A 26429-nucleotide genomic window follows, 5' to 3' on the forward strand; every position below is an offset into this window, starting at 1 on the left:
CGGAGTCCGGAAAGGACAGCGGATGACAGTGACCGAGGCGGAACGCGACGCGATGTCGCGCGCGCTCGCACTGGCCGCGAACGGCCCCCGAGGACTGAACCCGCAGGTCGGAGCCGTCATCCTCTCCCCCGCGGGCGAGGTCCTCGCCGAAGGGTGGCACCACGGCGCCGGCACCCCGCATGCCGAGGTGGACGCCCTCTCGAAGCTCGCGCCCGGCGCGGCGCAGGGTGCGACCGCGATCGTCACGCTCGAGCCCTGCAACCACACTGGCCGCACCGGCCCGTGCTCACAGGCGCTCATCGACGCCGGCGTCGCCCGCGTCGTGTACGCCCTCGACGACCCCAGCGAGAAGGCCGGCGGCGGTGCCGAACGCATGCGCGCCGCGGGCGTCGACGTGCAGTCCGGCGAGCAGCAGGACGCCGCGCGCACGCTCATCGGCGACTGGCTCGCCGTGCAGCGACTGGGTCGCCCGCACGTCACCGTGAAGTGGGCGCAGAGCCTGGACGGCCGCGCAGCGGCATCCGACGGCACCAGCCAGTGGATCACCGGACCGGCCGCCCGTGCCGACGTGCACGCGCGCCGCGCGGCATCCGACGCGATCGTCGTCGGCACCGGAACGGTGCTCGCCGACGATCCGTCCCTCACTGCGCGCGACGGCGATGCCCTGTACCCCCAGCAGCCCGTGCCCGTCGTGATCGGATCGCGCGAGACCCCGGCGGATGCCGCGGTGCGGCGCCACCCGCACACTCCCCTGTTCTACGACGGCGACCTCGCCGGCGTGCTCGAAGACCTGCGCGAGCGCGGTGTGCAGCGGGTGTTCGTCGAGGGCGGCCCGACGCTCGCGAGCGCGTTCCTCGCCCAGGGGTTCGCCGACGAGATCCTCGCCTACCTCGCGCCGGTGCTGCTCGGCGGCGACCGGCTCGCACTCACAGACATCGGCGTCGGCACCATCGCCGACGCCCGCAGACTCACGATCGACGAATGGCTCCCGCTCGGCGCCGACCTGCTCGCGATCGCGCATCTCGTGGAAGAAGGAGACTGATGTTCACCGGAATCATCGAGGAGATCGGCGAGATCACCGCCATCACGCCCTCCGGCGACGGCTGGCGCCTCACCGTCCGAGCGCCCGGCGCGGCATCCGACGCCGTGCACGGCGAATCGATCGCGGTCAGCGGCGTGTGCCTCACCGTGGTGGGCTCCACCGCCGACACCTTCGACACCGACGTGATGAAGCAGACGCTGGACGTCTCGGCCCTGGCATCCGTCGAGGTCGGCACCCGCGTCAACATCGAGAAGGCGATGCCGGTGGGCGCACGACTGGGCGGACATATCGTGCAGGGCCACGTCGACGGCACCGGGGAGGTGCTCGAGGTGCGTCCCGGCGACCAGTGGCGCGTGCTGCGCATCTCGCTTCCCGCCGACCTCGCCCCTCTCGTGGTCGACAAGGGATCGATCACCGTCGCGGGCACCTCCCTCACGGTCAGCGCCGTGAGCGCCCCCGACGCGACTGCTGCCTGGTTCGAGGTCTCCCTCATCCCCGAGACCCTGACCGCCACCATCCTGGGCGCGCTCGCCGTCGGCGACCGCGTCAACCTCGAGACCGACATCCTCGCCCGTCACGTCGAGCGGCTGCTCGCGTTCCGATCGGAAGGAGGCTCGCGATGAGCCTGTCCACCATTGCCGAAGCCGTCGACGCCCTGCGCGCCGGAAAGCCGATCATCGTCGCGGATGACGAGAACCGCGAGAACGAGGGCGACATCATCATCTCGGCCGAGCTCGCCACGGCCGAGACGATGGCGTGGATGGTGCGCTGGACGTCCGGCCTGATCTGTGCGCCGATGCCCGCCGATCTCGCCGACCGGCTGAACCTGCCGCCGATGGTCGAGTCGAACGAGGACGCCCGCTCCACGGCGTACACCGTCAGCGTGGACGCCGCAGAGGGCGTCACCACCGGCATCAGCGCGCACGACCGCTCGCACACGCTGAACGTGCTGGCCGACCCGGAGTCGACCGCGCAGAGCGTCATCCGCCCCGGCCACATCCTGCCGCTGCGCGCCGTCGACGGCGGTGTGCGCGAGCGCGGCGGCCACACCGAGGCCGGCGTCGAGCTGATGCGACTCGCGGGACTCCAGCCGGTGGCCGCGATCGCCGAGGTCGTTGCGGAGGACGGCAGCATGATGCGCCTCCCCGCCCTGCTCGAGCTCGGTGCGCGCGACGGCGTGCCGGTGATCACGATCGAGCAGCTGATCCGCCACCTGAACGAGGTCGACCCGCGCAGCGACGCCGACTGCGTCGCGAAGAAGACGCAGCGTCGCGTGAGTATGCGCGCCGACGCCACGGTGCCCACCGAGCACGGCACCTTCCGCTTCCTCGCGTACAAGGACCGCATCACGGGCACCGATCACATCGCGGTCGTCTCAGGCGAGCCGACCGAGACCGCGCTGGTGCGCGTGCACTCCGAGTGCCTGACCGGCGAGGCCTTCGGCTCATTGAAGTGCGAGTGCGGACCGCAGCTGCAGGCGGCACTCGACGCGATCGAGCAGGAGGGCGGCGTGGTCATCTACATGCGCGGCCACGAGGGCCGCGGCATCGGCCTGATCAACAAGCTGCGCGCCTACGCGCTGCAGGAGGAGGGCCTCGACACCGTCGACGCCAACCTGGCGCTCGGCCTTCCCGCCGACGCCCGCGAGTACGCGGCGGCCGCCGGCATCCTCTCCGATCTCGGCGTGTCCAAGGTGCGTCTGCTGACCAACAACACCGACAAGGTGAAGCAGCTGCGCGAGCTCGGCCTCGACGTCGTCGAGCAGGTGCCCCTGATCGTGGGCGTCGGCCCGAACAACCACCAGTACCTCGAGACCAAGCGCGACCGCATGGGCCACATCATCGGTGAGTCAGAGCTCGCCGAGGCCCTCGCGCAGGGAAAGGACCACGCATGAGCGGCGCAGGAGCACCCACCCCGCAGACCCCGATCGACGGCACCGGCCTCCGCGTCGTCGTCGTGGCGGGCACCTGGCACGACGTCATCACCGACGGCCTGATCGCGGGTGCCCAGCGCACTCTCGACGCCGCAGGCGCCTCGCACTCGCTGGTGCGCGTGCCGGGGTCGTTCGAACTGGCGCTGGCAGCGCAGGCGGCCTTCACCGGCGGTGCGGACGCGGTCGTCGCCCTGGGCGTGATCATCCGCGGCGGCACCCCGCACTTCGAGTACGTCTCGGCGGCGACCACCGACGGCCTGAACAGGGTCGCGCTGGATGCCGGCAAGCCGGTCGGCTTCGGAGTGCTGACCCTCGACGACGAGCAGCAGGGCATAGACCGCGCCGGCCTTCCCGGCTCGAAGGAGGACAAGGGCGCGGAGGCGGCGGATGCCGCGCTGCGGATGGCCCGCGTCGTCGCCGAGCTCCGCGGCTGACACCCTTTCTTCGCGCACCGTTTCAGCTAGCCTGAAGCCATGGAAACCCTCCGCGCTGTCGTCGTGTTCGTCCACCTTCTCGGCTTCGCCGTGCTCTTCGGAGCCTGGGCGGCGCAGGCCTTCGGAGGGAAGAGGCAGTTCACCCAGCTGATGAACGTCGGCCTGGCGATCGCCGGCGTCGCCGGTCTCGCTCTCGCGGCCCCGTGGGGCATCGAGTGGACCCCGGGGATGAGCTTCTACATCAAGATCACCGTCAAGCTCGTCGTCCTGATCATCATCGGCGGCCTGATCGGCATGGGCATGGCCAAGCAGAAGCGCGGCGAGGCGGTACCGGCCGGCGCGTTCTGGGCTGTCGGCGTGCTGGCACTGCTGAACGCCGCACTCGGATTCTTCTGGCACTGAGTCCTCTTCCGCCCGGAGCCGCGCAGTAACGCTGCTCCGGGCGAGGGCGGGGATCCCCTAGACTCCGATCCAGCGCTGGGAACGCACGACCGGAGGACTGATGACCACGACAAGCGCGCCCGCCAACCCTCGATCACGAGTCATACTCGCGAGTCTCGTCGGCACGACGATCGAGTTCTACGATTTCTACGCCTACGCGACCGCAGCGGTGCTGGTGTTCCCCGTGCTGTTCTTCCCCACCGGAAACGACACCACGTCGCTGCTGGCATCGTTCGGCGTGTTCGGCGCCGCCATGGTCGCGCGTCCGATCGGCGCCGTCGTCTTCGGCCACTTCGGCGACAGGTTCGGCCGCAAGGCCACGCTGGTGGCCTCTCTGCTCACGATGGGGATCGCCACGTTCCTCATCGGACTGCTGCCCACCTTCCAGCAGATCGGCTGGGTGGCGGCGCTGCTGTTGCTCGTCCTGCGTCTGGCGCAGGGCTTCGCGCTCGGCGGCGAGTGGTCCGGGGCTGCGCTGGTCGCCACCGAGAACGCGCCGAAGGGGAAGCGCGCCTGGTACGGGACCTTCCCCCAGCTGGGTGCCCCTCTCGGGTTCATCATCGCGAACTTCCTGTTCCTCGGCATCAACTGGGCACTGCCGCACGCCGACAACCCGGCGCTGAAATCCGAGGCATTCCTGTCCTGGGGCTGGCGCATCCCGTTCCTGTTCTCGGCGGTGATGGTCATCATCGGCCTCTGGGTGCGCCTGAAGCTGGTCGAGTCGGACACCTTCAAGAAGGCCGAGCAGAAGGGCGCGATCCGCAAGCTCCCGCTCGCCACGGTGTTCCGGTACCACTGGAAGCAGCTGATCCTCGGCACGTTCATCATGCTGGCCACCTACGTGCTGTTCTATCTGATGACGAACTTCACGCTCGCTTACGGCACCAAGGCCGCCGATCTCGAGACGGCCTCTGCCGCCGCGCAGAAGGCGGCCGAGGCGACCGGCGCCGCCTTCGACCCTGCGGCATTCGCCGCGCAGTTCTACCCCGGCCTCGGGTTCGGATACACCGACTTCGTGCTGATGCAGATCATCGGCGTGGTGTTCTTCGGGCTCTTCACGCTGCTGTCCGGTCCGATCGCCGATGCGGTCGGTCGCCGCAAGCTGCTGCTGTGGGTCACCGGGCTGATCATCGTGTTCGGCCTGACCTTCAACACCTTCCTGCTCCCCCAGATGGACCCGAAGTTCACCGGCGCGCTGGTGCAGGCGTTCCTGGTGTTCGGCTTCATGCTGATGGGTGCGACCTTCGGGCCGATGGGCGCGCTGCTGCCGGAGCTGTTCCCGACGAACGTGCGCTACTCGGGCTCGGCGATCTCGTACAACGTGTCCTCGATCCTGGGTGCCGCGGTGGCACCGCTGATCGCGGTGAAGCTGTGGGAGTGGGGCGACGGCGCCCCCTGGCTGGTCGGCCTGTACCTCTCGGCCATGGCCGTCCTCACCTTCATCGCGCTGCTCCTGACACCGGAGACGAAGGATCACGACTACGAAGACGACCTGGGGGTCTCTGCCGGAGCGACGCTCTAGCCGTGCTCAACCGGAGAGCCGCCGACGCCACGTGCGCCGGCGGCTCTCCGCGTCTACGCTGGCCGCATGGCGACGCTCGACGATGTGCGCAGGATCGCGATGGAGTTCCCCCGGGTCTCGGAGAGGACAGAGGGGCACGGCGGCGGAGCGTCCTGGCGCACCAGCGCCGGGATGCTGGTCTGGGAGCGCCCGCCACGGAAGCACGACCTCGAGCAGCTCGATGCGCAGGGTCGCGAGTGGCCGGCGGGCGTGATCATCGGCATCCGCGTCGACGGTGAGCAGGCCAAGGCCGCACTGATCGAGACCTACCCCGAGGTCTTCTTCACGATCCCGCACTTCGACGGCTTCCCGGCCGTGCTCACCCGGCTCGACGCGATCGACGAGCAGCTGCTGCGCGAGACGCTGACGGATGCCTGGCTGCTGCGCGTCCCGCACACGGTCGGGAAGGCATGGCTCGCCGAGCACGGACTGGAATGAGCCGCGCATGTGACGCTTTCGCGGCATCCGGACATTCCTGGGTATGAACGACGAAGAAGAGGTCTGGCGCAGGGCGCGCGACGGCAGCGGTGAGGCCTTCGCCGAACTGTTCCGGATGCATCGTGACAGCGTGTTCCGGCGCGCGGCTGCGATGCTCGATCAGGCGCACGATGCCGAGGACGCCACCGCGGTCGCGTTCTTCGAGCTCTGGCGGCGCCGGCGCAGCGTGCGTGTGGTGAACGGCACGGTACTGCCGTGGCTGCTCGTCACCGTCGCGAACACGGCACGCAACCAGCGGCGCAGCGTCAACCGGTATCGCCGGCTGCTGGCGAGCATGCCCCGCGAAGAGACTCAGGATGCGGAGTCCGAGGCGGCCGGGAGGATCGATGCCCAGATCCTCGGCATCCGACTGCGGGACGCGCTTGCGACGCTCAAGCCGGACGACGCCGCGCTGCTGGTGCTCACGACCCTCGACGGCCTCAGCGTCGCCGATGCGGCGCAGGTCATCGGAGTCAAGCCGGGTACCGCGCGGATGCGGCTGAAACGTGCACGGGATGGGCTGAAGGCCGATCTCGGTTCCGAACATCCCCGGAGCACTCGTTACGACGCAGAAGGAGAACTCGCATGAACACGACATTGGACAGGACCTTCGCCGCAGCCGTCGAGCGCGAGCTCGCCGCGATCGGCACACGTCGAAGCAGGCTGCAGCGGCATCAGCGGCACGTCCGCGCCCTTGCCATCGGCGGCGGATCGGTGGCGCTGGCGGGTGCGCTCGCCGGCGCGGCAGTCGTCGCGGGCGGGCTGCCGGGCCAGACCACCGTCACTCCGATCGGAGAAGCGGTCAGCGGATCCTTCACCGGTACCGCCACCATCGATCTGGGGCCGGCCCCCGAATGGGCCGATCGGATCATCCTCGATGTCACCTGCTCGGAGGGCGGCAAGATCGAGGTTCCGACCAACCCCGGGCAGGGGGCGCGCTCGGGCTCTGTCTTCTGGACCTGCTCCGATCCGGTGCGGGCCACGGACACGGTGCACATCGACGACGGCCTGCTCCCGGCGAAGGGCGCTACGACGATCACCGTGACAGCGGATGCCGGCACCCCGTGGTCGGTCGTGGCCCGATACGGCAGCTCGACCACGAAACCCTGGGGCGTGAACGCACGAGGTGAGACCTACGGCGTGCCGAACGATGACGGGATCCCTGATCTCGTGGCCGCGCAGGCGTCGAACGGCGAGATCGGGTACACCAGGAACTCTGAGCAGAGCGCGTTCGAGGGCGAGGGCTACATCAAGGTGTACGAGTCCGACGGCGAGACCGTGATCGGCTGGTTCCCGATCGGAGACCCGGCCGAGCTCGGCGACCCGCCGCCGGTCCCCGTGAAGTAGCGGTCACTCCCCAAGGAACGCCTCGATGGCAGCGATCGTCGAGGCGTTCTCGCGCTGCAGGACGCCGCGGATGCCGACGGCGGCAGCACCGTCGATGGAATGCTGTCTGTCGTCGATGAAGAGCACGTCCGCGGCATCCGCACCCACGCGCTCCGGAGCGAGCAGGTAGGCCTGCGGATACGGCTTGTTCACGCGCTGCTCTGCCAGGCATCGTCGTCCAGTAGCTCGAGCACGCCGCCGATGTCGAACAGGAACTTCTTCGCAGGCATCCGGAGCTCTCTCAGTACTGCGCGGTCACGGTGCGGACTGCGCCGTCCAGCGTCACCGTGCCGCCGTAGGGCAGGATCCACTGCGGGCGGGTGTGGCCGAAGGGCACGCCGACGCACACGACGGCGTCCGGGTTGTACCGGGCGACCTCTCCGATGACCGCGTCGCGCTGGGCGGCGCGCAGCGCCACACGCTCCTCGGGCGATGGGTCGAACTCGAAGTTGCTGACGATCGGGCGGGCGACGAGCACACCGGCGATCGCGCCCAGCAGGCCGCGTTCTCCGAGCGCACGCACCCAGCGCCGCACCCAGTCCGCGTTCGGGAGCTCCTCACAGGTCTCCAGCAGCAGGATCGCACCCTCGAGATCGTCGACGGACGGCAGCCGGTCGGCGTGGGCGAGCTCACCGATGACCTCGAGGCTGCCGCCCCAGGTGCGACCGGCCACGCGCCGCGCGGGACCCGCCCAGGTCCACGCCTCAGTCGGCATGCGGTCGCCGAACTGGGCCAGCGCCTCCGGGGAGTCCCACGGGTGACCGATGTCCTCGGACTCCCCCGGCTCGGTCAGTTCGATCTCACCGCCGTGCAGCAGTGCCGCTCTCAGTGAGCACAGGTGGATGTCGTCGATCCCGGGTCCTGCGCCCAGGTGCAGCTGCGTCGACCCGCCGTGGAAGGCCGCGACGCCGTTCATCCAGAGCCAGTTCAGGATGTTCGTGTTGTCACTGAAGCCGAGGAACGGCTTGGGGTCGGCCTGCGCGAGCGCCGGGTCGAGGTGCGGCGTGACGAGGATCTGATCGTCGCCGCCGATGGTCGCGAGGATCGCCCGGATGCTCGGATCGGCGAGCGCCGCGTTCACGTCGGCCGCCCTGGCCTCGGGAGTGGCATCCAGCTGCCGCGTCGTCGGGTATTCGACGGGGATCAGCCCGGTCGCCTCCTCGAGCCGCCGCATCGCCTGCTCATGAACCTCCGGCCCCGCCGCCGGCGCGGCGAAGGCGGGCGAGAGGACGGCGACGCGGTCACCAGGACGGGCTTTCGGGGGAATCAGCATCCGCCCACCCTGCCACAGGAGAACCGTCAATGACGGTTGACAAACCTCGATGCGTCAACCTAGATTGACTCCCATGACCACGCGAACGGCGATCAGCACCGACCCCGACGGTGAGCCGCTGGCCGAACTGCACCGGCTCACCGGCATCCGTCGCGAACTCGCGCGAGCGGAGGAGGCGCAGGTGCGCCGCGCGCGCCTGACCGGGTACTCCTGGCAGGCGATCGCGAGCGCACTCGGCATCTCGAAGCAGGCCGCGCACAAGCGCTACGGCCGCCAGTAGCCGGTCACCCGAGGAACAGCGCGCGCAGCCGCTTGGTCGTGAAGACCAGCCCGATCGCGATCATGACCACGTAGTAGAGCACGTGCCACAGCATCCCGACGTACAGCGCACCGGTGGTCAGCCCGCGGATCAGCTCCACGCCGTGCCACAGAGGCAGCGCCTGCACGATCGCCTGCACCCACTCCGGGTAGACGGTGATCGGATAGAACGTCGCCGAGAACAGGAACATCGGCATCAGTACGAACTGGATCCAGTCCATGTGCTGGAACGCCTTCATGTAGCTGGTCACCGCCATGCCGAAGCTCGCGAAGCCGAACGCGATCAGTGCCACCGCGGGTAGGGCGAGGATCGCCGTCCACGACAGGTTCAGCCCCCAGATCTGCATGATGATCATGAATCCGCTCGCGTAGACCAGGCCGCGCAGCAGCGCGTAGATGATCTCGCCGAGCGCCACGTCGAGCGGGCCGAGCGAAGTCGCCAGCATCCCCTCGTAGAGCTTGCCGTAGTTCAGCTTGAAGAACACGTTCCAGGTGGAGTCGTAGATCGCGCCGTTCATCGCCGACACCGCCAAGAGGGCGGGTGCGATGAATGCCGCGTAGGGCACGGATGCCCCGGACTCTGTCTGCACGTCGCCGATCAGCGCACCGAGTCCGATGCCCATCGACGCGAGATAGAGCACCGGCTCGAAGAAGCCGGACAGGATCACCACGAAGCTCGACGATCGCGCGGCGATCAGGCCGCGCAGCACCACCGACCAGGGGTTCCCCGCCCAGAGCGCCCGGACTCCGCCGGCGCGGACGCGCGGAGCATCGGTCGTCGTCGTCATGCCGCCAGCCTCCTCGCGAAGATGCGCCGCGCGGCGAGGTAGCCACCCACCGCGAAGGCGAGCAGCACCACCAGGTGCACGGCGACCATCACGCCGTCGGTGTCGCGCGGGTAGGACAGGTCGCGGCCGAGCTCGGTCGCGTGCCAGAGCGGCGAGATCCAGCCGATCCACTGCAGCCACACCGGCAGGCTGTCCAGCGGGTAGAACGTTCCCGAGAACAGGAACATCGGCATGAACACAAACCTCTGCACCAGCGCGAACTGCCCGGTGTCCTCCTCGAGGGATGCCGCGTAGGCGAGCATCGGCGTGCCGAAGGCGAGAGCGGCCAGGATGCCGACCAGGATCATCAGCCAGGACGTCGCCGGATTCCCGACGGCGGGAAAGATCAGCAGGAACAGGTAGTACAGCCCCGCGGTCAGCACCACGCGGGCGCTCACCCCGATCACCTCACCGTTCACGATCTGCCCCGACGACAGCGGCGAGGCGCTGAACCCGTAGAAGAAGCGGCGCCACTTGAACCCGGCCATCACCGGATAGCTGAACTCCTCCGACGCCACGGTGATCGCGGCGCTCATCAGCAGCGCCGGCGCGACGAAGACGACGTACCCGACCTGCTGGGAGCCGTCCTGGATCGGCGCCTGAATGAGCGCCGCGAGCCCCAGGGCGAGGCCGACCAGATACAGCACCGGCTGTCCGACCGCGCCGACGACCAGGGTCCACCCGTAGGCGCGCATCGCGCGGATGATGTGCTCGGCGACGTACCAGGAGCCGCGCCGACGCGGCAGGCGTGCAGCGGCGATCGCCTCGGCGCGCAGCTCGTCGAGCGAGGGTCCTTCGTCTCGCTCGGTTCCTGAGCGCCCTTCGTCTCGCTTCGCTCGCTCAGGACCCGAGGACGAGGAAGGGCGCTCAGGAACCGGATGAGAGGAGTTCATTCGATCAGCGACCTTCCGGTCAGCCGCAGGAACACGTCCTCCAGGCTCGATCGTCGCACCAGCGAGGTGATCGGATGCAGGTCGCGGGCGGTGACCTGCTCGAGTGCGGCCTCGCCGTCCTGTGCGTACACCAGCACCCGGTCGGGCAGCTCCTCGACGCGGTCGCCGATGCCCTGCATCCGCTTCGCCGCATCCTTGTTGTGCGCCGAGCCGAACCGCACCTCGAGGACCTCCCTGCTGGAGTGCTCGCGGATCAGAGACGCCGGCGTGCCCTCCGCCATGATGCGGCCCTTGTCGACGACGACCAGCCGGTCGCAGAGCTGCTCGGCCTCGTCCATGTAGTGCGTGGTGAGCACCAGCGTGGTGCCCTGCTCCTTGAGGCGGAACAGCCGATCCCACAGCACGTGGCGCGCCTGCGGGTCGAGGCCGGTGGTCGGCTCGTCCAGCAGCAGGATTCGGGGATCGTTGATCAGCCCGCGGGCGATCGTGAGCCGCCGCTTCATGCCGCCGGAGAGCTGCTCGACCTTCGCCTGAGCCTTGTCCTCGAGCTGCGCGAAGGCGAGCAGCTCGGCGGCCTTCTCCTTGCAGACCTTGGCGGGCAGCCCGAAGTAACGCCCGTAGATGTACAGGTTCTCGCGCACGTTCAGCTCGCCATCGAGGGTGTCCTGCTGCGGCACGACGCCGAGACGGGAGCGGATCTCCGGCCCGTACCGGTCGGGGTCCAGGCCGAGGATGCTGAGGTCCCCGCCGGTGCGCGCCGACACCGCGCCGACCATCTTCATGGTGGTGGACTTGCCGGCGCCGTTCGGGCCGAGCAGACCGAACGACTCACCGGGCGCGACCTCGAAGCTCAGACCGTCGACGGCGAGGAAGTCGGGCTTGCCCTTGGCACGATAAGCCTTGACGAGCTCTCTGGCGGCGATCACAGGTTCCGGCACCCGCCTCACGGTAGTGGATTCCGCCGACATCCGGCATCCGAAACAGACAGGCGACCCATAAGCGAACCGGAGCACAATGGATCCGCCCCCATCGAAGAAGGTCACCCATGTCTCGCACGGCGACAGCACGCCGACGCGGACGCGGCGCGCAGCAGGACGGTCCGCGCGCCTCGTTCCGCCAGCTCCTCCCGTTCCTGTTCGAACACAAGAAGGTGCTGGTGGTCGTCACGATCCTCAGCATCGTCGGCGCGGCCGCCTCGCTCGTGCAGCCGCTGCTGGTGGGCCAGGTCATCCAGCGCGTCCAGGAGAACCTGCCGCTCGGCATGCTGATCTGGGCGCTGATCGCGTTCGTGATCGTGTCGTCGGTGATCTCGGGCTACCAGCACTACCTGCTGCAGCGCACCGGAACCGCGGTGGTGCTCTCCAGCAGGCGACGGCTGATCGCCCGCATCCTGCATCTGCCGATCAGCGAGTTCGACGCGCGCCGTACCGGCGACCTCGTCTCACGCGTGGGCACCGACACGACGCTGCTCTACGCCGTGCTCACGCAGGGACTCGCGGATGCCGTGGGCAGCGCCCTGCTGTTCGCCGGCGCGCTCATCGCGATGCTCGTGATCGACCCGGTCCTGCTGCTGCTGATCGTGCTGGTGATCGGTGCGTCCGTCGTGGTCGTCGTGCTGCTCAGCGGCCGCATCCGCACGGCGTCCACCGCGCAGCAGCAGAAGGTCGGCGAACTGGCATCCGGCGTCGAGCGCGCCGTCTCTTCGATCCGCACGGTGCGCGCCTCCGGCGCGACAGAACGCGAGACCGAAGCCGTTACCGGGCTCGCGACCGAGGCCTACGGCATCGGCGTGCGGATCGCCAAGATCTCGTCGCTCGTCGTCCCGATCGCCGGCATCGCGCTGCAGCTGTCGCTGCTCGTCGTCCTGGGCGTCGGCGGCTTCCGGGTCGCGTCCGGCGCGATCTCGATCGCCTCGCTGGTCACGTTCATCATGTTCCTGTTCATGCTGATCATGCCGCTGGGGCAGGCCTTCGGCGCGATCACGTCGGTGAACCAGGCGCTCGGCGCGCTCGGCCGAATCCAGGAGATCCTCGATCTGCCGGCCGAGACCGCCGCCGACGAGCCGGATGCCGCTGCGACGGCCGCGCCGGTCGCCGGCTCCGCCGCCATCGAGTTCCGCGAGGTGCGGTTCCAGTACCCGGAGAACGTCGTCGCCGCCCGTGAGGCGGCAGCGAAGGCCGCCAACGATCTGCTGGCCGACGCGCACCTCGCGGCCGAGGCGGATGCTCCCGCCCAGCGCGAGGTGCTGCGCGGGGTGTCGTTCGCGGTGCCGCGCGGGGCGCGCGTCGCACTCGTCGGACCGTCCGGCGCCGGCAAGAGCACGATCCTCTCGCTCATCGAGCGCTTCTACGACCCGACCGGCGGCTCGATCCGGCTGGCCGGCCACGACCTGCGCACTTACCCGCGCAACGAGCTGCGCGCCCAGTTCGGGTACGTCGAGCAGGACGCGCCGACGCTGGCAGGCACACTGGCCGACAACCTGCGCCTGGCGGTGCCGGATGCCACGGACGCCGACTGCGAGCGAGTGCTGCGCGCCGTGAACCTCGGCGACGTGCTCGAGCGCGGTCCGCTGGGGCTTCAGACGCCGGTCGGTGAGGACGGCGTGATGCTCTCCGGGGGCGAGCGCCAGCGCCTCGCGATCGCACGCGCGCTGCTGACCGAGGCGCCGATCCTGCTGCTCGACGAGTCCACCTCGTCGCTGGACGGCGTCAACGAGCAGCGGATGAGGGAGGCGATCGACGCGGTCTCCGCCGACCGCACCCTCGTGGTGATCGCGCACCGGCTGTCGACCGTCGTCGACAGCGACCTGATCGTGGTACTGCAGGACGGCGCCGTGGTGGGTCAGGGCACCCATGACGAACTACTCGAGTCCACGCCGCTGTACCGCGACCTCGCGAAGCACCAGCTACTGGTCTGACGGCAACGCGAAGCGGGGGTGGTGCCATCCGCCAGCTCGGCGTGAGCCGAGCTGTCCTGTGGCCTCTCAGAACGGGGTCACCAGGGACGCCACTGCGCGAACAGCACCACGAGCGCGGCCACGCCTGCCGCACCCACTGCGGCGGTCATGATCGCGGGCAGACGTCCGCTCACGATCAGCGTCTCGTCGCGCACCAGGCCGCCGTGCGCCCGGCGATAGCGGATGCTGCAGAGGACCCACGCCACGACGGAGAGCACCAGCCCGAAGAAGCCGAGCAGGGTCGCCCACGCTCCCAGCGCATCCGAGAGGTACTTGATCGCCGCACCGTTGCCGACCGCCAGCGCCAGGCAGGTGCGCCGCCAGGCGAGCAGCGTGCGCTCGGTCTGCAGACCGGTGTCGAAGGGACGATCGGCCGCGGCATCCGCGCCCTCGGCGGCCTCCGTCACAGGAACAGTCCCGCGCCGAGCAGCAGGATGGCGATGATCACCCCGGCCGCGATGACGACGCCGGTCGTAGGCCCGGCCAGCGCGAGATGCAGCCGCATCGCGCGCTCGCTGCGCGCCCACGACACCCAGGCGTGCACGGTCGCGATCACTCCGAGCAGGACGAACAGCACCGCCGCGAGGAAGCGCGGCACCGGATGGATGTCGAGTTGCAGCGCCTCGATCGCGATGCCGACCGCGACCAGCGCGAGCGCCGTGCGGATCCAGGCCAGGAAGGTGCGCTCGTTGGCGAGCGAGAAGCGGGGGTCCGGCTCCTCGCCGACGCCGTAGACGCTGCGCGGGAACCGTCGATCGCTCATGCCCTCAGCCTAGAACCCGAAACGGATGCGGGACGTCGGCTCACCGGCATCCCGCATCCGTATCGGTATGACGAGCTCAGTTCGCGGTCGCGAGGCGGTAGCGCAGCGCCTCGAGCTCGCTGCGCAGCGCCGCGGGCAGCCTGTCGCCGAAGACCGCGTAGAACTCCTCGGTCCTGTCGGCCTCCTCACGCCAGGCGTCGGCGTCGACGGCGAACAGCTCGTCGAGGTCGGCCTGCGGGATGTCGAGCCCGTCCAGGTTCAGGTCGGAGACGACGGGGAGGCGTCCGATCGGGCTGTCCACGGCGGGAACGCGACCCTCGACGCGGCGGATGATCCAGTCGATCACGCGCGAGTTGTCGCCGAAGCCCGGCCACAGGAAGCGGCCGTCCTCGCCGCGGCGGAACCAGTTGACCTGGAATATGCGGGGGGCACGGTCGAAGCGCAGCGAGCGGCCGACCTTCAGCCAGTGAGCGAAGTAGTCGCCCATGTTGTAACCGCAGAACGGCAGCATGGCGAACGGGTCGCGGCGCAGCTCGCCGACGGTGCCCTCCGCCGCGGCGGTGCGCTCCGACGAGATGGTCGAACCGAGGAAGACGCCATGCGTCCAGTCGGTCGCCTCGACGACCAGCGGCACGTTGGTGGCGCGGCGGCCGCCGAACAGGATGACGTCGAGCGGCACGCCCTCCGGGTCCTCCCAGTCGTCCGAGATCTGCGGGCACTGCGCGGCCGAGACCGTGAAGCGCGAGTTGGGGTGCGCGGCGGGACGGCCGGAGTCCGGCGTCCACGGGTTGCCCTCCCAGTCGATCAGTTCGGCCGGCGGAGTGTCGGTGAGCCCCTCCCACCAGACGTCGCCGTCGGGGCGCAGCGCGACGTTCGTGAAGATCGTGTTGCCCCACAGGGTCTCGACGGCGGTGACGTTGGTCGACTCGCCGGTGCCGGGCGCGACGCCGAAGAAGCCGGCCTCGGGGTTCATCGCGTGCATCCGGCCGTCCTCACCGGGACGGATCCAGACGATGTCGTCGCCGAGGGTCTCGACCTTCCAGCCGGGGATGGTCGGGCGCAGCATGGCGAGGTTCGTCTTGCCGCAGGCGGAGGGGAACGCCGCCGCGACGTGGTAGGCGCGCCCCTCGGGCGAGATCACCTTGATGAGCAGCATGTGCTCGGCCAGCCACCCCTCGTCGCGGGCGATCACCGAGGCGATGCGCAGCGCGAAGCACTTCTTGGCGAGGATGGCGTTGCCGCCGTAGCCCGAACCGTAGGAGTAGACCTCGAGGGTGTCCGGGAAGTGCACGATGTACTTCTCGTCGTTGCACGGCCACGCCACATCCTGCTGGCCCGGCTCGAGCGGGGCGCCCACCGTGTGGACGGTGCGCACCCACGGGGCTCCCTCAGCGATCTGGCGGGTGACCGCGTCGCCGACGCGGGTCATGATGCCGACGGATGCCACCGCGTAGGCGCTGTCGGTGATCTGAACGCCGATGTGCGAGAGCTTGCCGCCGACGGGGCCCATCGAGAAGGGGATGACGTACATGGTACGTCCGCGCATCGATCCCTCGAAGATGCGATCCATGGTGGCGTGCATCTCCACCGGGTCGGCCCAGTTGTTCGTCGGGCCGGCGTCCTCCTCCTTCTCGGAGGCGATGAAGGTGCGCGCCTCGGTGCGCGCCACGTCGCTGGGGTGCGAGCGCGCCAGGTACGAGCCGGGTCGCCACTCGGGGTTCAGCTTGATGATCTTGCCCTCGGCGACCAGCTCGCGCATGATCGCGTCGTTCTCCGCGGCGGAGCCGTCGATCCAGTGCACACGGTCGGGCTGCGTCAGCGCGGCGATGCCGTCGACCCACTCGCGCAGCTCCGCCATGGCAGGGGTGTCGTACGCAGGAGCCGAACCGTAGCTGCGTACGGGGGCGACTGCTGAGAGGTGAGGGGTGAACGTCTCGGCGATAGCCATTTCTGCTCCTTCGACGCGGGGTGCTGTACATCCATCTTCTTCGCGAAACATGACGACTTTCCGATCAGCAGCGCAGAAAGAACTCCAAATCTTTCGCTATGATCAAGTCATGGCGAGCACCGGACTGGAACTGACCACCCTCGGGCACCGCATCCGTCACCACCGGGTGGCACGCGGCCTCACCCTCGATGAGCTGGGCGCCAAAGTCGGCATCGCCGGCTCGCAGCTGAGCCTCATCGAGAACGGCAAGCGCGAGCCCAAGCTGTCGCTGCTGCAGGCGATCGCCGAGGCCTGCGGCACCGAGGTGGCGGACCTCATCTCCGGCGAGCCGCCGAACCGCAGGGCGGCCCTCGAGATCGAGCTCGACCGCGCGCAGCGCTCCCCCGTGTTCCGTCAGCTCGGCATCGCCCCGGTGCGGGTGACCAAGGGCATGAGCGACGAGACCATCGAGTCGGTGCTCGGCCTGCACCACGAGCTGCAGCGCCGCGAGCGCGAGGCGATCGCCACCCCGGAGGAGGCGCGTCGCGCGAACACCGAGCTCCGGCTGCGGATGCGCGCGCAGAACAACTACCGCGGAGACATCGAGAAGCTCGCCGAGAAGCAGCTCAAGGCCGCGGGGCACACCTCCGGCGCCCTCACGCACCGCACGGTCAGCATCATGGCCGAGAAACTCGGCTTCGAGCTGATCTACGCCAACGACCTGCCGCACTCGACCCGGTCGCTCACCGATCTCGAGAACGGGCGCATCTACCTGCCGCCGGCATCGATCCCCGGCGGCCACGGCCTGCGCTCGATGGCGCTGCAGGCGATGGCGCACCGTCTGCTCGGGCACACCCCGCCCACCGACTACGCGGACTTCCTGCAGCAGCGGCTGGAGATCAATTACTTCGCCGCGTGCTGCCTGATCCCCGAGACCGCGGGCGTGGCGTTCCTGCAGCAGGCGAAGAAGGATCGCAATCTCGCCGTAGAGGACTTCCGCGACGCGTTCGGTGTCACCCACGAGGCTGCGGCGCTGCGCATGACCAATCTCATGACCGAGCACCTCGGCATGCGGCTGCACATGCTGCGCGTGGACTCCTCGGGCGCGATCACCCGTGTCTACGAGAACGACGATCTGCCGCTCCCGATGGACGTCACCGGATCGGTCGAGGGCCAGCCCGTGTGCCGCAAGTTCCAGGCCCGCGCGGCATTCGGCCAGCAGAACCGCACCACCGAGCAGCATCAGTACACAGACACCCCGGCCGGCACGTTCTGGTGCGCGACGCAGACCGGCACGTCGAGCGACGGCGAGTTCTCGGTGACCATCGGCGTGCCGTTCGACGACGCACGCTGGTGGCGTGGGCGCGAGACCTCGGCCCGCGCTCAGTCGACCTGCCCCGATGAGGCCTGCTGCCGTCGTCCTGATGCCGATCAGGTCAGCCGCTGGAGCGGCCGGGCCTGGCCGAGCGCCCGCGTGCACACGCACATGTTCTCGCCGCTCCCCCGCGGCGCCTTCCCCGGCGTCGACGACACCGAGGTGTACGACTTCCTCGAGAGGCACGCCGCCGGCTGATCCGGAACCTCGCAGTCTTCGCCAGGTCACCGAGAACAGGAGAACACGCGAGTACAGGACGAGTGCCGAGCATCCGTCCTGTTCTCGCCGAATCTCCTGTTCCCGGCTACGGGGATGGCGGATGCCGCGTCAGCCGGCGCGGAACGCAGCGAAGCGGGCAAGGGCGGATGCCGCGGCATCCGCCACCCCGTCTGACGGAGGCGCGAAGAACTGCGGCTCCGGGGCGGCGCCCTCTGCTCCGGCATGCGACCAGGTGCCGACGACCCGGCCGTCCGCGACGATCGTCGGACGCACCATGCCGTTCTTGCCTGGCCCGACCGCCATCGCGTGTTCGGGGGCGCACACGGGCGTGCGGTCGGCGTACGAGATGTAGTACTCGTCGAAAGCCGGCAGCACGTGCACGGATGCCGCCCCGGCGGCCCGCCGCGGCGTCTCGGCAGCGACGAACACCCCGTCTTCGACCTCCGTCACCCGGTGCCGGCCGCGCTCGACCGCCTCCCGCGCCTGGCCGAGCGTGAGCCCCGCCCACCAGGCCAGGTCCGCCGCACCGGCAGGGCCATGGCCTGTCACGTACCGCACGAAGAGCTCGGCGAGCGGATCGTCCGGCCGTGCCGCATCAGTGATCCAGTCCTCGGCGACCACGAACAGCTGGTCCTTGCCCACGACCGGCCCCTGGCAGAGCACGCCGTTGATCGTCAACACGAACAGCAGGTGGATGCCGCGCTGATCCCGCGGATCGATGCCGACCGACTCGAACGCCTCGAACGCCTGCGCGCGGGTCATCCCGCCGTCCATCCGTTCTCGCAGCGCGCGTTCTGCGGCCGCGACGACGCCGTCGTCGATGCCGAGCTGACGGTGCCGGCTCGCCGCCTGCTGGTGCTGTCGCTGCGCGGTGACCGACAGCATCCAGCCGAGGTCGCGGGCCGGGACGATGTGCAGCGTGCCGCGCATCGGCCAGGCGCGCACGATCTCACCGCGGGTGAACGCGGCATCCACCTGCGACAGTGCGACGGCACCGCGGGTACGCGCGCCGAGCGCCCAGCGCCCGGCCACGAAGTCCTGGCTCTGCACCGCGAGCAGATGCGCCGCGGCGTCCGCCACCGTCCGCGTCGGGGCCGTGAGACGGTGCGAGCGCAACCGCTCGGCGAGCAGGCGTTTCGTGTTCACCCGCCCCATCATGCCGGATGCCGCCGACACGGCTCCGGTCCCAACGGATGCGGGTCCACCGGAGGGAAACACCCGCAACGAGTGAGACCGGAGCAGAGGGCGGGTCAGCCCTGCAGCGTGACCTCGCGGCGGGTCGGGATGACGACCGGGTGCGAGCCGGCCATCGTCTCGAGCACGCGGATGACCTGGCAGGAGTAGCCGTACTCGTTGTCGTACCAGACGTACAGCACGACGTCGTTGCCGGTGGCGATCGTGGCCAGGCCGTCGACGATGCCGGCGCGGTGCGAGCCGACGAAGTCGGTCGAGACGACCTCGGGGCTCTCGACGTAGTCGATCTGCTGACGCAGCTTGGAGTGCAGCGACGCACGACGCAGGTAGTCGTTGAGCTGCTCCCGGTCGGCCGGGTTCTCGAGAGTCAGGTGCAGCACCGCGAGCGACACGTCGGGCGTGGGCACGCGGATGGCCGAACCGGTCAGCTTGCCCGCCAGCTCGGGCAGCGCCCGTGCGACGGCCTTGGCCGCGCCGGTCTCGGTGATGACCATGTTCAGCACCGCGCTGCGGCCGCGGCGGTCGCCCTTGTGGAAGTTGTCGGTGAGGTTCTGGTCGTTCGTGAACGAGTGCACCGTCTCGACGTGGCCGCGCACGATGCCGTACGCCTCGTCCATCGCCTTCAGCACCGGTGTGATCGCGTTGGTCGTGCACGACGCCGCCGACAGGATGCGATCGGAGTCCTCGATCGTGCCGTCGTTGATGCCGTGCACGATGTTCTTCAGCTCGCCCTTGCCCGGCGCGGTGAGCAGCACGCGGGCCACGCCCTTGGCCTGCAGGTGCTGGGAGAGACCGTCGGCGTCACGCCAGCGTCCGGTGTTGTCGACGACGATCGCGTCGTGGATGCCGTAGGCGGTGTAGTCGACCGACGTGGGGTCGTCGGAGTAGATCACCTGGATGCGGGTGCCGTTGGCGATGATCTGCGAGTTCGCCTCGTCGACCTCGACGGAGCCCTCGAACCGACCGTGCACCGAGTCGTGCAGCAGCAGCGAGGCGCGCTTGACGATGTCGTTCTCGGCGCCGCGGCGCACCACGATCGCGCGCAGACGAAGGCCGCTGCCGCCGCTGGTGTGCGCGATGAGGATGCGGGCGAGCAGACGTCCGATGCGGCCGAAGCCGTACAGCACGACGTCGGCGGGCTCGGCGGGCTCGGCGCCGAGCGCCGGGGCGAGCACCTCGCGCAGGTACTCGTCGAGCTCGCGATCGTCGGCGGCGTGGCCCTCGACGAGGCGCGCGACGTCGATAGACGACGCACCCGGATTCAGCCGGCGAAGGCCCTCGAGCACGGCGAGGGTGTCCTCCACGCGCAGCTGCGCGTGACCGAGCTGCGCGACCCGCTCGTGCACTTCGAGCAGTCCCTTGGTCGACAGGCCGAGCAGCCGGTGTCCGTGCAGCGACGTCACCACGTCGCGCTCGCGGCGGAGCGACCCGATGAGCGGGATCATCCGCTCGGCCAGTTCCTCTCGCGAGGCCCATTCATCGTGGCGGGCGGCGAAATCGTTCATCTGCTTCCTTGCATGCATGCGCGCCGGAGGGTGGGGCGGCGCCGGGGTGGATCGGGACGGATCCGTCCCGTGATTCCAGGGTACGTGGCGGTATACCGAAGACCCTGAGGATTGGCGTCGCAAGATCGGCGGATGCGCACGAGATGTTAAGAATTCCGATTCGAATGCGCCGTTAGGGTGAGTACATGACCCAGTCTTTCCGGATCCGTGCGGTGCTCCTCGACATGGACGGGACTCTGGTCGACTCGACGGCCGCCGTCGAACGCACCTGGCTGGCTTGGGCGAAGCCGCACGGTCTCGACCCCGCGCACGTCCTCGAGGTCGTGCACGGACGGCAGGGCTACGAGAGCATGGCCATTCTGCTGCCGGACCGCCCGCACGAGCAGAACATCGCCGAGAACGAGATCATGCTCGCCACCGAGGCGGAGGACGTCACCGGCGTCGTCGCAGTGCGCGGAGCCGAGGACCTGCTGCGGGATCTGCTGCCGCATCCGCACGCGATCGTGACCTCGGCCGATGTCCGGCTCATGCAGGCACGGATGAACGAGGCCAGGCTGCAGATCCCCGCATTGCACATCACGGCCGAGAACGTCACCTCCTCCAAGCCGCACCCTGAGGGGTTCCTGCTCGGGGCGACCAGGCTCGGCATCGATCCGGCCGACTGCCTGGTGTTCGAGGACTCCGGGGCCGGCATCGCCGCCGCGAAGGCAGCCGGGATGCGCGTGGTCGGCGTGGGCGCGGCGTCGGCCGCATTCGACCCCGACCTGGTCGTCGCCGACCTCACCGGCATCCGGATCGAGGAGGATGCCGAGGGGCTGACCGTCACGTTCGGCTGACCCCGTCGGAGACCACAGCCGGATGCGCATGGTGCCGGCGTGTCCCGCCAGGGCACATTTGCCGGCACACCGCACCTCCGGCACCCCATCCGTGATTCCCGACGCCGGCCCGGCGGGCCGATGCGGATGCCGACGGATTCGCCCCGGACGATCGGCTGAGCCCTTCCCCGACCGCTGCTTATTCTGTTCCGGTCTCACTGCTTGCGGGTGCGGCGGGCCTGCAACCCACAAGCGCTGAGACCGGAGCCGTGAGGGATGGCCGGTCATAGACTGAGCAGGCAACTGGATCGCCTTCCGGGGAGGACACTGTGCCGATCACACGGAGCGTGCTCGAAGTGGCGCGGGCGCATCCGGATCGGATCGCGATCGCGGGGCCCGATCAGGCGTTGACGTACGGCGAACTGGTCGAGGACTCCCGGCGCTCGTTCGCCGTCGTGGACACGCTGCATCGCGCGCATCCGGTCGTGCCGGCGCCCGAGACCGGCGGAATCCCGATCACGGCGGTGAGCGTCGGCTCAGCGTTCCACGCAGCGCGGATCGTGGCCGGGCTCGCCGGGTACCGGGCGGTGTCGGCGACGATCGACCCGCTCTGGCCGCTCGCGCACCGCGTGCGCGTGATCGCGCGCTCCGGGATCGGCGTCGTGATCAGCGACTCCACCGATCTCAGCGAAGCTCTCGCCGCCGAGGGCTGGCGGGGCACGGTCATCGGCCTCAGGGAGTTCCTCGCACTCGAGGCCGCGGCGGCGCCCGCTGATCCGCCGACCGTGCGCGACGGCGACGAGGCCTTCCTGCTGCTGTTCTCGTCCGGCACGACGAGCGATCCCAAGGCCTTCCTCAAGACGCGGGCCCAGTACCGCGCGAACTTCGCGATCTCGAGCGCGCACCTCGAGCCGAGGCCGGGCGTCGCGACGCTCGCCCCCGGCCCGCTTTCGTACAGCCTCACTCTCTACGCGCTGATCGAATGCCTGGCATCCGGTGGCGGTGCGCACCTCGCCGATGTGTTCGAGCCGGCGGCGATCGCCCGGCGCGTGCGCGACGGGGGCATCACCCGCGTGGTCGCCGTGCCCGCGATCGTGCAGGCGCTGACGGATGCCGCACGTCGAGACCCTTCGGCCTTCGCCGCGCTCGAACTCGTCGTGACCGGCGGCGCGAACCTGCCCTCGTCGATCCGCGCCGGGCTCGCCGCAGTGCTCCCCGGCGTGCGCCTGATCAGTTACTACGGCGCAGCGGAGATCGGTTTCATCGGCGACAGCCGAGATGGCGACGGCACGCTCATCACCGTGTACGACGGCATTGGCGTATCGGTGCGCGACGATACGCGGCGGCCGTTGCCGGACGGCGACGTCGGCGAGCTCTGGGTGCTCGCAGAGGCCTGCTCCGATGGATATCTCGCCGGCACGAGCACAGACACGCTCGTCGGCCCGGACGGCTGGGCGACCGTGCACGACCAAGCTCGGGTGCAGGACGGTCGCCTCGCGCTGCTCGGCCGCGCCGGCGACATCACCGTGACCGGCGGGCACAAGGTCTCGCTTCCAGAGGTCGAGCGTGCGTTCGACGGGATGCCCGGGCTGGGCGCGGTGTGCGCCGTGGCGCTCCCGGATCCGCGGCTGGGCACGATCGTCGCGCTCGTGCTGGAGGAAGCCCGTCCTCCTGCTCCGGTCTCAACGGATGCGGGTGAGAGCACCGCCGAACCCGCAACGGCTGCGACCGGAGCTCGTTGGGCGGCTGAGATTCCGGGCAAGGACGCTCTGCGTGCCTGGGCCCGGGCACGACTCGCACCGCAATACGTGCCGCGACGCTGGTACACCGTGCCGATGCTCCCGCGCACCGCGGGCGGGAAGATCCGCCGTGGAGAGATGGCGGATGCGCTCCTCGCCGAGGGCTCGACGGCGGTGCGCCTGTGAGCGCCTCGGTACTGGACCGCTCGGCGAGCCGCGCGGCCGCGACTGAACCCGTTACCGCCGAGCGCACCACTTGTGGACGTCGATACCCGGTGCACTCGTCGCGATGTGGTCCGCTCGGCTCTGGGGCGGCGCCCGCATGAACCGCCGCGTCGTCATCACCGGCCTCGGTGCGATCACCCCGAGCGGGCTCGACGTCCCCGCCCTCTGGAATGCCGTCGTGCACGGTCGCAGTGCAGTCACCACGTTGGACGGCCCCGAGTTCGACGGCCTTCCTGTGCGCATCGGCGGGCAGGTGCAGGGCTTCGACGCGGCATCCGTTCTCGAACCGGCGATCGCACGACGACTCAGCCCGGTACAGCACTGGGCGATCGCCGCCGCCGACCAGGCGATGGCGCAGGCTCGCGCGACGCGGAGCGATCTCCCCGAGTCGGCGAACCGTGCCGCCCTCCCCTGGGATCCGTCCCGCTTCGGCGTCCTCGCCGCCACCGGCTCCGGTCCGATCGACGCGATGCAGCAGGCGACCCGTGCACTCGACGCGAAGGGGCCGCGCGGCGTCCCCCTCACTCTTGTCGTGTACGGCGCTCCGGATGCCGCGGCGGCGCTCCTCAGCCAGCGCTACGGCGCGCAGGGTCCGGGCCACGGCGTGACGGCCACCTGCGCGAGCAGCGCGATCGGCCTGGGAGAGGCACTGCGACGCATCCGTCACGGCTATGCCGATGCGGTGCTCGTGGTCGGTATGGAGGACTGTCTGAATCCGGTCAACCTCGCGTCGAACGCCAACCTGCGCGCGCTCGCGAGCGGCTATGAGTATGCCCCGGCGAGCGCGAGCCGTCCCTTCGATCGCGGCCGCCGCGGATTCGTCATGGCGCAGGGCGCGGCCGCGCTGCTTCTCGAAGCGACCGACATCGCGGAAGCCCGCGGCGCGACACCGCTGGCCGAGCTCGCCGGCTTCGGTGAGTCCAGCGACGCGCACCATCCGACCGCCCCCGAGCCGCACGGCCGCGGCGCCGCGCTCGCGATCGCATCGGCGCTGGCGGATGCCGGGATCACCGCCGCCGATGTCGGCCACGTGAACACCCATGGCACGGGGACGCCGGCCGGCGACGCCGCGGAGCTCGCGGCACTGCGCGCCTCCCTGGGCGACCGCCTCAGCGGCATCCCCCTCACCGCGACCAAATCGTCGACCGGGCACCTCCTCGGGGCATCCGGTGCGGTGGAGGCGGTGATCGCCGTGCAGAGCCTGCTCACCGGCATCCTGCCGCCGACGATCAACCTCGACGCCCCGGAGTTCGGCGACGTCGACATCGTGACGGAGGCTCGACGGCTTCCGATCGACACGGTGCTGTCGAACTCGTTCGGGTTCGGCGGCCACAACGGCGCGCTCGTGCTGCGGCGCGCGGAAGGGATCACCCCATGACGGACAACTCCCCTGCTCGGCACGCCGCGCTGGCCGAGCAGTACCTTTCCGCCGCGCTGCTGGAGCGCTTCCGCGAGCGGGCAGCGGTCTACGACCGCGAGAACCGGTTCTTCGACGAGGATCTCGCCGACCTGAAGGATGCCGGATATCTGCGGCTGTTCGTGCCGGAGGAGCTCGGCGGGGGCGGGCTGAACCTCAACGAGGTGTCGAAACTGCAGCAGCGCCTCGCGACCGCGGCGCCCGCGACGGCGCTCGCGATCAATATGCATCTGATGTGCACCGGCGTCGTGCACGCGATGCGCGAGCGCGACGACCACTCCCTGGACTGGGTGCTTGAGGAGGCGGCGGCCGGCGAGATCTTCGCGTTCGGCATCAGCGAGCCCTCGAACGACTGGGTGCTGCAGGGATCGAAGTCCACCGCGGTGCCGCAGGACGACGGCGGTTACCTGATCTCGGGTGTGAAGATCTTCACGTCGCTGTCTCCGGTGTGGACGCGGCTGATCGTGCACGGCACGGATGCCTCGGACGACACGCAGCTGGTCTACGGGTTCCTGGAGCGGGATGCCGACGGCATCACGGTCTCCGACGACTGGGACGTCATGGGCATGCGTGCCTCGCAGAGCCGGGCCACGATCCTGAAGGACGTTCGGATGCAGCCGGAGCGCGTCGCCCGCCGCATCCCGTCCGGCCGGTTCCCCGATCTGCTCACGTTCGCGATAACGAGCAACTTCCAGCTGCTGGTCGGCTCGGTCTACGCCGGCGTCGCGCAGCGCGCGCTGCAGCTGGCGGTCGCAGGCCTCAAGGCCAGGAAGTCGGCGAAGGCGGGCACCACCTATGCGGAGGTGCCCGAGACCCGCATCCGTCTGGCCGACGCGCACATGGAGTACATGTCCGTGCCTGCCCAGCTGGAGGCGTACTGCCGCGACTTCGACGACCTGGCCGACCACGGTGCCGGCTGGCCGCTGCGGCTGGTCAGCGCCCGTCTGAATGCCTCCACCGCGGCCCGCCGCACGGCCGAGGTCGCCCTCATGTGCACCAGCGGCAGTGGCTTCGGCAACCAGCACGAGGCCGGCCGCCTGTTCCGCGACGCCACTGCCGGCCTCTTCCACCCGCCGAGTGCCGACGCCGCCCGCCCCATGTACGCCGCCGCCCTCCTCGACGACTGACCGGATGCACGTCGACCTGCAGATCGTGCGCGACGACGCCTTGGATGCCGAGTCGATCGCGGCGATCGGCGCGCTCTTCGACCGCGAGTACGCGGCCGAGTTCGGCCCCTGGACCCGCTCCGCCCCGTACGGCTACGCCCCGGCCGCGACCCGCGTGCTCGCCTACTCCGGCGCCGCACTGGTCGGCCACGTCGGCTATCAGCCGCGCACCATCAGCGTCGGCGGCAGCGCGGTCGTGATCGGCGGCGTGGGCGGCGTGCTCACGGCGCCCGCGGCGCGCGGGCTCGGCCTGGGCGCGCGGATGCTGCACGCCGCGCAGCAGTCCATGAGCACGGAGGTGGAGTTCGGCTACCTCGGATGCCGCGAGGAGGTCGTGCCGTTCTACAAGTCTGCCGGTTGGCGACGGATGTCAGTACGCGAGCGCTCCCTCTCCCGTCTGGACGGCGCCCCGGTCGTCACCGAGACCGACCCGATCCTCATCCGCTCCGCCGGCCGCCCCGACCACGACTGGCCAGCCGGCGATATCGACCTCCTCGGCCCGCCCTGGTGACTCCACCCCGTCACGGATGCAGGCACGACTGA

At 69.9% G+C, this 26429-nt stretch carries 27 protein-coding genes; 17 read left to right on the top strand and 10 right to left on the bottom strand.

Annotation, left to right across the window (positions count from 1 at the left end; translation table 11 throughout):
• The first annotated feature begins 22 nt into the window (after positions 1–22).
• The 9 genes from ribD (at position 23) to GON06_RS18505 (ending at position 7235) form a co-directional block, all read left to right on the top strand.
• Entirely contained in the window at positions 23–1042 is a 1020-nt protein-coding gene (ribD, locus tag GON06_RS07610) for a bifunctional diaminohydroxyphosphoribosylaminopyrimidine deaminase/5-amino-6-(5-phosphoribosylamino)uracil reductase RibD (protein ID WP_157311664.1), read from the top strand.
• Positions 1042–1665: a riboflavin synthase gene (locus GON06_RS07615; protein ID WP_157311665.1), complete on the top strand. Its 624-nt coding sequence runs from the start codon at positions 1042–1044 to the stop codon at positions 1663–1665. The genes ribD and GON06_RS07615 overlap by 1 nt, the downstream gene beginning before the upstream one ends.
• Positions 1662–2936 (top strand): GTP cyclohydrolase II, encoded by a 1275-nt coding sequence (gene ribA / locus GON06_RS07620; protein ID WP_157311666.1) that lies wholly within the window; start codon positions 1662–1664, stop codon positions 2934–2936. Before GON06_RS07615 ends, ribA begins: the two co-directional genes overlap by 4 nt.
• Complete coding sequence (gene ribH, locus GON06_RS07625; RefSeq protein WP_157311667.1) at positions 2933–3409, top strand: 6,7-dimethyl-8-ribityllumazine synthase; 477 nt, start codon at positions 2933–2935, stop codon at positions 3407–3409. Before ribA ends, ribH begins: the two co-directional genes overlap by 4 nt.
• Before the next feature lie 39 nt (positions 3410–3448).
• On the top strand, positions 3449–3811 hold the full coding sequence (locus tag GON06_RS07630; protein WP_157311668.1) for a Fe-S protein: 363 nt from the start codon (positions 3449–3451) through the stop codon (positions 3809–3811).
• Between the two features lie 100 nt (positions 3812–3911).
• Positions 3912–5372 (top strand): MFS transporter, encoded by a 1461-nt coding sequence (locus tag GON06_RS07635; protein WP_198346642.1) that lies wholly within the window; start codon positions 3912–3914, stop codon positions 5370–5372.
• Positions 5373–5438: 66 nt separating this feature from the next.
• Positions 5439–5849, top strand: a complete 411-nt coding sequence (locus GON06_RS07640; RefSeq protein ID WP_157311669.1) for an MmcQ/YjbR family DNA-binding protein — start codon at positions 5439–5441, stop codon at positions 5847–5849.
• Positions 5850–5892: 43 nt separating this feature from the next.
• Positions 5893–6477, top strand: coding sequence for an RNA polymerase sigma factor (locus tag GON06_RS07645; protein WP_157311670.1), 585 nt, complete (start codon positions 5893–5895; stop codon positions 6475–6477).
• Positions 6474–7235, top strand: coding sequence for a hypothetical protein (locus GON06_RS18505; protein ID WP_198346643.1), 762 nt, complete (start codon positions 6474–6476; stop codon positions 7233–7235). Before GON06_RS07645 ends, GON06_RS18505 begins: the two co-directional genes overlap by 4 nt.
• 3 nt (positions 7236–7238) lie before the next feature.
• On the opposite strand, the gene GON06_RS07655 is transcribed toward GON06_RS18505, so the two are convergent.
• Entirely contained in the window at positions 7239–7442 is a 204-nt protein-coding gene (locus GON06_RS07655) for an HAD-IA family hydrolase (protein ID WP_157311825.1), read from the bottom strand.
• A 73-nt stretch (positions 7443–7515) separates the two neighbouring features.
• Positions 7516–8547 (bottom strand): S66 family peptidase, encoded by a 1032-nt coding sequence (locus GON06_RS07660; protein ID WP_157311671.1) that lies wholly within the window; start codon positions 8545–8547, stop codon positions 7516–7518.
• 73 nt (positions 8548–8620) lie between these two features.
• Here GON06_RS07660 and GON06_RS07665 point away from each other — a divergent pair, with 73 nt between their 5' ends.
• Positions 8621–8827: an AsnC family protein gene (locus GON06_RS07665; RefSeq protein WP_157311672.1), complete on the top strand. Its 207-nt coding sequence runs from the start codon at positions 8621–8623 to the stop codon at positions 8825–8827.
• A gap of 4 nt (positions 8828–8831) precedes the next feature.
• Here the strand turns inward: GON06_RS07665 and GON06_RS07670 are convergent, their stop codons facing one another.
• From GON06_RS07670 to GON06_RS07680, 3 genes are read right to left on the bottom strand one after another with little or no spacing between them, the layout of a single operon-like run.
• A complete protein-coding gene (locus GON06_RS07670) occupies positions 8832–9653 on the bottom strand; it encodes an ABC transporter permease (RefSeq protein WP_157311673.1) in 822 nt (273 codons plus the stop codon).
• The gene (locus tag GON06_RS07675) at positions 9650–10585 is read right to left on the bottom strand and encodes an ABC transporter permease (protein WP_157311674.1); all 936 of its coding nucleotides are present in this window, start codon (positions 10583–10585) and stop codon (positions 9650–9652) included. Before GON06_RS07675 ends, GON06_RS07670 begins: the two co-directional genes overlap by 4 nt.
• The gene (locus GON06_RS07680) at positions 10582–11523 is read right to left on the bottom strand and encodes an ABC transporter ATP-binding protein (protein ID WP_332837266.1); all 942 of its coding nucleotides are present in this window, start codon (positions 11521–11523) and stop codon (positions 10582–10584) included. The genes GON06_RS07675 and GON06_RS07680 overlap by 4 nt, the downstream gene beginning before the upstream one ends.
• A gap of 107 nt (positions 11524–11630) precedes the next feature.
• Here GON06_RS07680 and GON06_RS07685 point away from each other — a divergent pair, with 107 nt between their 5' ends.
• Entirely contained in the window at positions 11631–13502 is a 1872-nt protein-coding gene (locus GON06_RS07685; protein ID WP_157311676.1) for an ABC transporter ATP-binding protein, read from the top strand.
• A 77-nt stretch (positions 13503–13579) separates the two neighbouring features.
• Here the strand turns inward: GON06_RS07685 and GON06_RS07690 are convergent, their stop codons facing one another.
• The 3 genes from GON06_RS07690 to GON06_RS07700 all read right to left on the bottom strand — a co-directional run bounded on the left by GON06_RS07690 (position 13580) and on the right by GON06_RS07700 (position 16252).
• Positions 13580–13948, bottom strand: a complete 369-nt coding sequence (locus tag GON06_RS07690) for a DUF202 domain-containing protein (RefSeq protein WP_157311677.1) — start codon at positions 13946–13948, stop codon at positions 13580–13582.
• Positions 13945–14304 carry a YidH family protein gene (locus GON06_RS07695; RefSeq protein ID WP_157311678.1) on the bottom strand — a complete coding sequence of 120 codons (360 nt, stop codon included), beginning with the start codon at positions 14302–14304 and terminating at the stop codon, positions 13945–13947. Before GON06_RS07695 ends, GON06_RS07690 begins: the two co-directional genes overlap by 4 nt.
• A gap of 76 nt (positions 14305–14380) precedes the next feature.
• Positions 14381–16252, bottom strand: coding sequence for a phosphoenolpyruvate carboxykinase (GTP) (locus GON06_RS07700; RefSeq protein ID WP_157311679.1), 1872 nt, complete (start codon positions 16250–16252; stop codon positions 14381–14383).
• A gap of 109 nt (positions 16253–16361) precedes the next feature.
• Between GON06_RS07700 and GON06_RS07705 the strand changes: the two genes are divergently transcribed.
• The gene (locus GON06_RS07705; protein WP_157311680.1) at positions 16362–17804 is read left to right on the top strand and encodes a helix-turn-helix domain-containing protein; all 1443 of its coding nucleotides are present in this window, start codon (positions 16362–16364) and stop codon (positions 17802–17804) included.
• 129 nt (positions 17805–17933) lie between these two features.
• Here the strand turns inward: GON06_RS07705 and GON06_RS07710 are convergent, their stop codons facing one another.
• Complete coding sequence (locus GON06_RS07710) at positions 17934–18980, bottom strand: winged helix DNA-binding domain-containing protein (RefSeq protein WP_157311826.1); 1047 nt, start codon at positions 18978–18980, stop codon at positions 17934–17936.
• Between the two features lie 95 nt (positions 18981–19075).
• Positions 19076–20524: a glyceraldehyde-3-phosphate dehydrogenase gene (locus tag GON06_RS07715; protein WP_157311681.1), complete on the bottom strand. Its 1449-nt coding sequence runs from the start codon at positions 20522–20524 to the stop codon at positions 19076–19078.
• 185 nt (positions 20525–20709) lie between these two features.
• On the opposite strand from GON06_RS07715, the gene GON06_RS07720 reads away from it, so the two are divergent.
• From GON06_RS07720 to GON06_RS07740, 5 genes are all read left to right on the top strand, one after another.
• The gene (locus GON06_RS07720) at positions 20710–21360 is read left to right on the top strand and encodes an HAD-IA family hydrolase (RefSeq protein WP_157311682.1); all 651 of its coding nucleotides are present in this window, start codon (positions 20710–20712) and stop codon (positions 21358–21360) included.
• A gap of 308 nt (positions 21361–21668) precedes the next feature.
• Positions 21669–23264 (top strand): class I adenylate-forming enzyme family protein, encoded by a 1596-nt coding sequence (locus GON06_RS07725; RefSeq protein ID WP_332837269.1) that lies wholly within the window; start codon positions 21669–21671, stop codon positions 23262–23264.
• 103 nt (positions 23265–23367) lie between these two features.
• Positions 23368–24681 carry a beta-ketoacyl-[acyl-carrier-protein] synthase family protein gene (locus tag GON06_RS07730; protein WP_232528285.1) on the top strand — a complete coding sequence of 438 codons (1314 nt, stop codon included), beginning with the start codon at positions 23368–23370 and terminating at the stop codon, positions 24679–24681.
• Complete coding sequence (locus tag GON06_RS07735; RefSeq protein ID WP_157311683.1) at positions 24678–25847, top strand: acyl-CoA dehydrogenase family protein; 1170 nt, start codon at positions 24678–24680, stop codon at positions 25845–25847. Before GON06_RS07730 ends, GON06_RS07735 begins: the two co-directional genes overlap by 4 nt.
• A gap of 4 nt (positions 25848–25851) precedes the next feature.
• Entirely contained in the window at positions 25852–26397 is a 546-nt protein-coding gene (locus GON06_RS07740) for a GNAT family N-acetyltransferase (protein WP_157311684.1), read from the top strand.
• Positions 26398–26429 lie beyond the last annotated feature (32 nt).

This window comes from Microbacterium sp. MAH-37 (assembly GCF_009758255.1).
Lineage (GTDB): Bacteria > Actinomycetota > Actinomycetes > Actinomycetales > Microbacteriaceae > Microbacterium.

Coding starts and splice junctions, on each gene's coding strand:
- GON06_RS07660 (WP_157311671.1), bottom strand. CDS start 8,547: ATGCTGATTCCCCCGAAAGCCCGTCCTGGTGACCGCGTCGCCGTCCTC.
- ribH (WP_157311667.1), top strand. CDS start 2,933: ATGAGCGGCGCAGGAGCACCCACCCCGCAGACCCCGATCGACGGCACC.
- GON06_RS07735 (WP_157311683.1), top strand. CDS start 24,678: ATGACGGACAACTCCCCTGCTCGGCACGCCGCGCTGGCCGAGCAGTAC.
- GON06_RS07685 (WP_157311676.1), top strand. CDS start 11,631: ATGTCTCGCACGGCGACAGCACGCCGACGCGGACGCGGCGCGCAGCAG.
- GON06_RS07695 (WP_157311678.1), bottom strand. CDS start 14,304: ATGAGCGATCGACGGTTCCCGCGCAGCGTCTACGGCGTCGGCGAGGAG.
- GON06_RS07645 (WP_157311670.1), top strand. CDS start 5,893: ATGAACGACGAAGAAGAGGTCTGGCGCAGGGCGCGCGACGGCAGCGGT.
- GON06_RS07710 (WP_157311826.1), bottom strand. CDS start 18,980: ATGGGGCGGGTGAACACGAAACGCCTGCTCGCCGAGCGGTTGCGCTCG.
- GON06_RS07630 (WP_157311668.1), top strand. CDS start 3,449: ATGGAAACCCTCCGCGCTGTCGTCGTGTTCGTCCACCTTCTCGGCTTC.
- GON06_RS07730 (WP_232528285.1), top strand. CDS start 23,368: ATGTGGTCCGCTCGGCTCTGGGGCGGCGCCCGCATGAACCGCCGCGTC.
- ribD (WP_157311664.1), top strand. CDS start 23: ATGACAGTGACCGAGGCGGAACGCGACGCGATGTCGCGCGCGCTCGCA.
- ribA (WP_157311666.1), top strand. CDS start 1,662: ATGAGCCTGTCCACCATTGCCGAAGCCGTCGACGCCCTGCGCGCCGGA.
- GON06_RS07640 (WP_157311669.1), top strand. CDS start 5,439: ATGGCGACGCTCGACGATGTGCGCAGGATCGCGATGGAGTTCCCCCGG.
- GON06_RS07700 (WP_157311679.1), bottom strand. CDS start 16,252: ATGGCTATCGCCGAGACGTTCACCCCTCACCTCTCAGCAGTCGCCCCC.
- GON06_RS07615 (WP_157311665.1), top strand. CDS start 1,042: ATGTTCACCGGAATCATCGAGGAGATCGGCGAGATCACCGCCATCACG.
- GON06_RS07715 (WP_157311681.1), bottom strand. CDS start 20,524: ATGAACGATTTCGCCGCCCGCCACGATGAATGGGCCTCGCGAGAGGAA.
- GON06_RS07635 (WP_198346642.1), top strand. CDS start 3,912: ATGACCACGACAAGCGCGCCCGCCAACCCTCGATCACGAGTCATACTC.
- GON06_RS07720 (WP_157311682.1), top strand. CDS start 20,710: ATGACCCAGTCTTTCCGGATCCGTGCGGTGCTCCTCGACATGGACGGG.
- GON06_RS07705 (WP_157311680.1), top strand. CDS start 16,362: ATGGCGAGCACCGGACTGGAACTGACCACCCTCGGGCACCGCATCCGT.
- GON06_RS07665 (WP_157311672.1), top strand. CDS start 8,621: ATGACCACGCGAACGGCGATCAGCACCGACCCCGACGGTGAGCCGCTG.
- GON06_RS07670 (WP_157311673.1), bottom strand. CDS start 9,653: ATGACGACGACGACCGATGCTCCGCGCGTCCGCGCCGGCGGAGTCCGG.
- GON06_RS07675 (WP_157311674.1), bottom strand. CDS start 10,585: ATGAACTCCTCTCATCCGGTTCCTGAGCGCCCTTCCTCGTCCTCGGGT.
- GON06_RS18505 (WP_198346643.1), top strand. CDS start 6,474: ATGAACACGACATTGGACAGGACCTTCGCCGCAGCCGTCGAGCGCGAG.
- GON06_RS07740 (WP_157311684.1), top strand. CDS start 25,852: ATGCACGTCGACCTGCAGATCGTGCGCGACGACGCCTTGGATGCCGAG.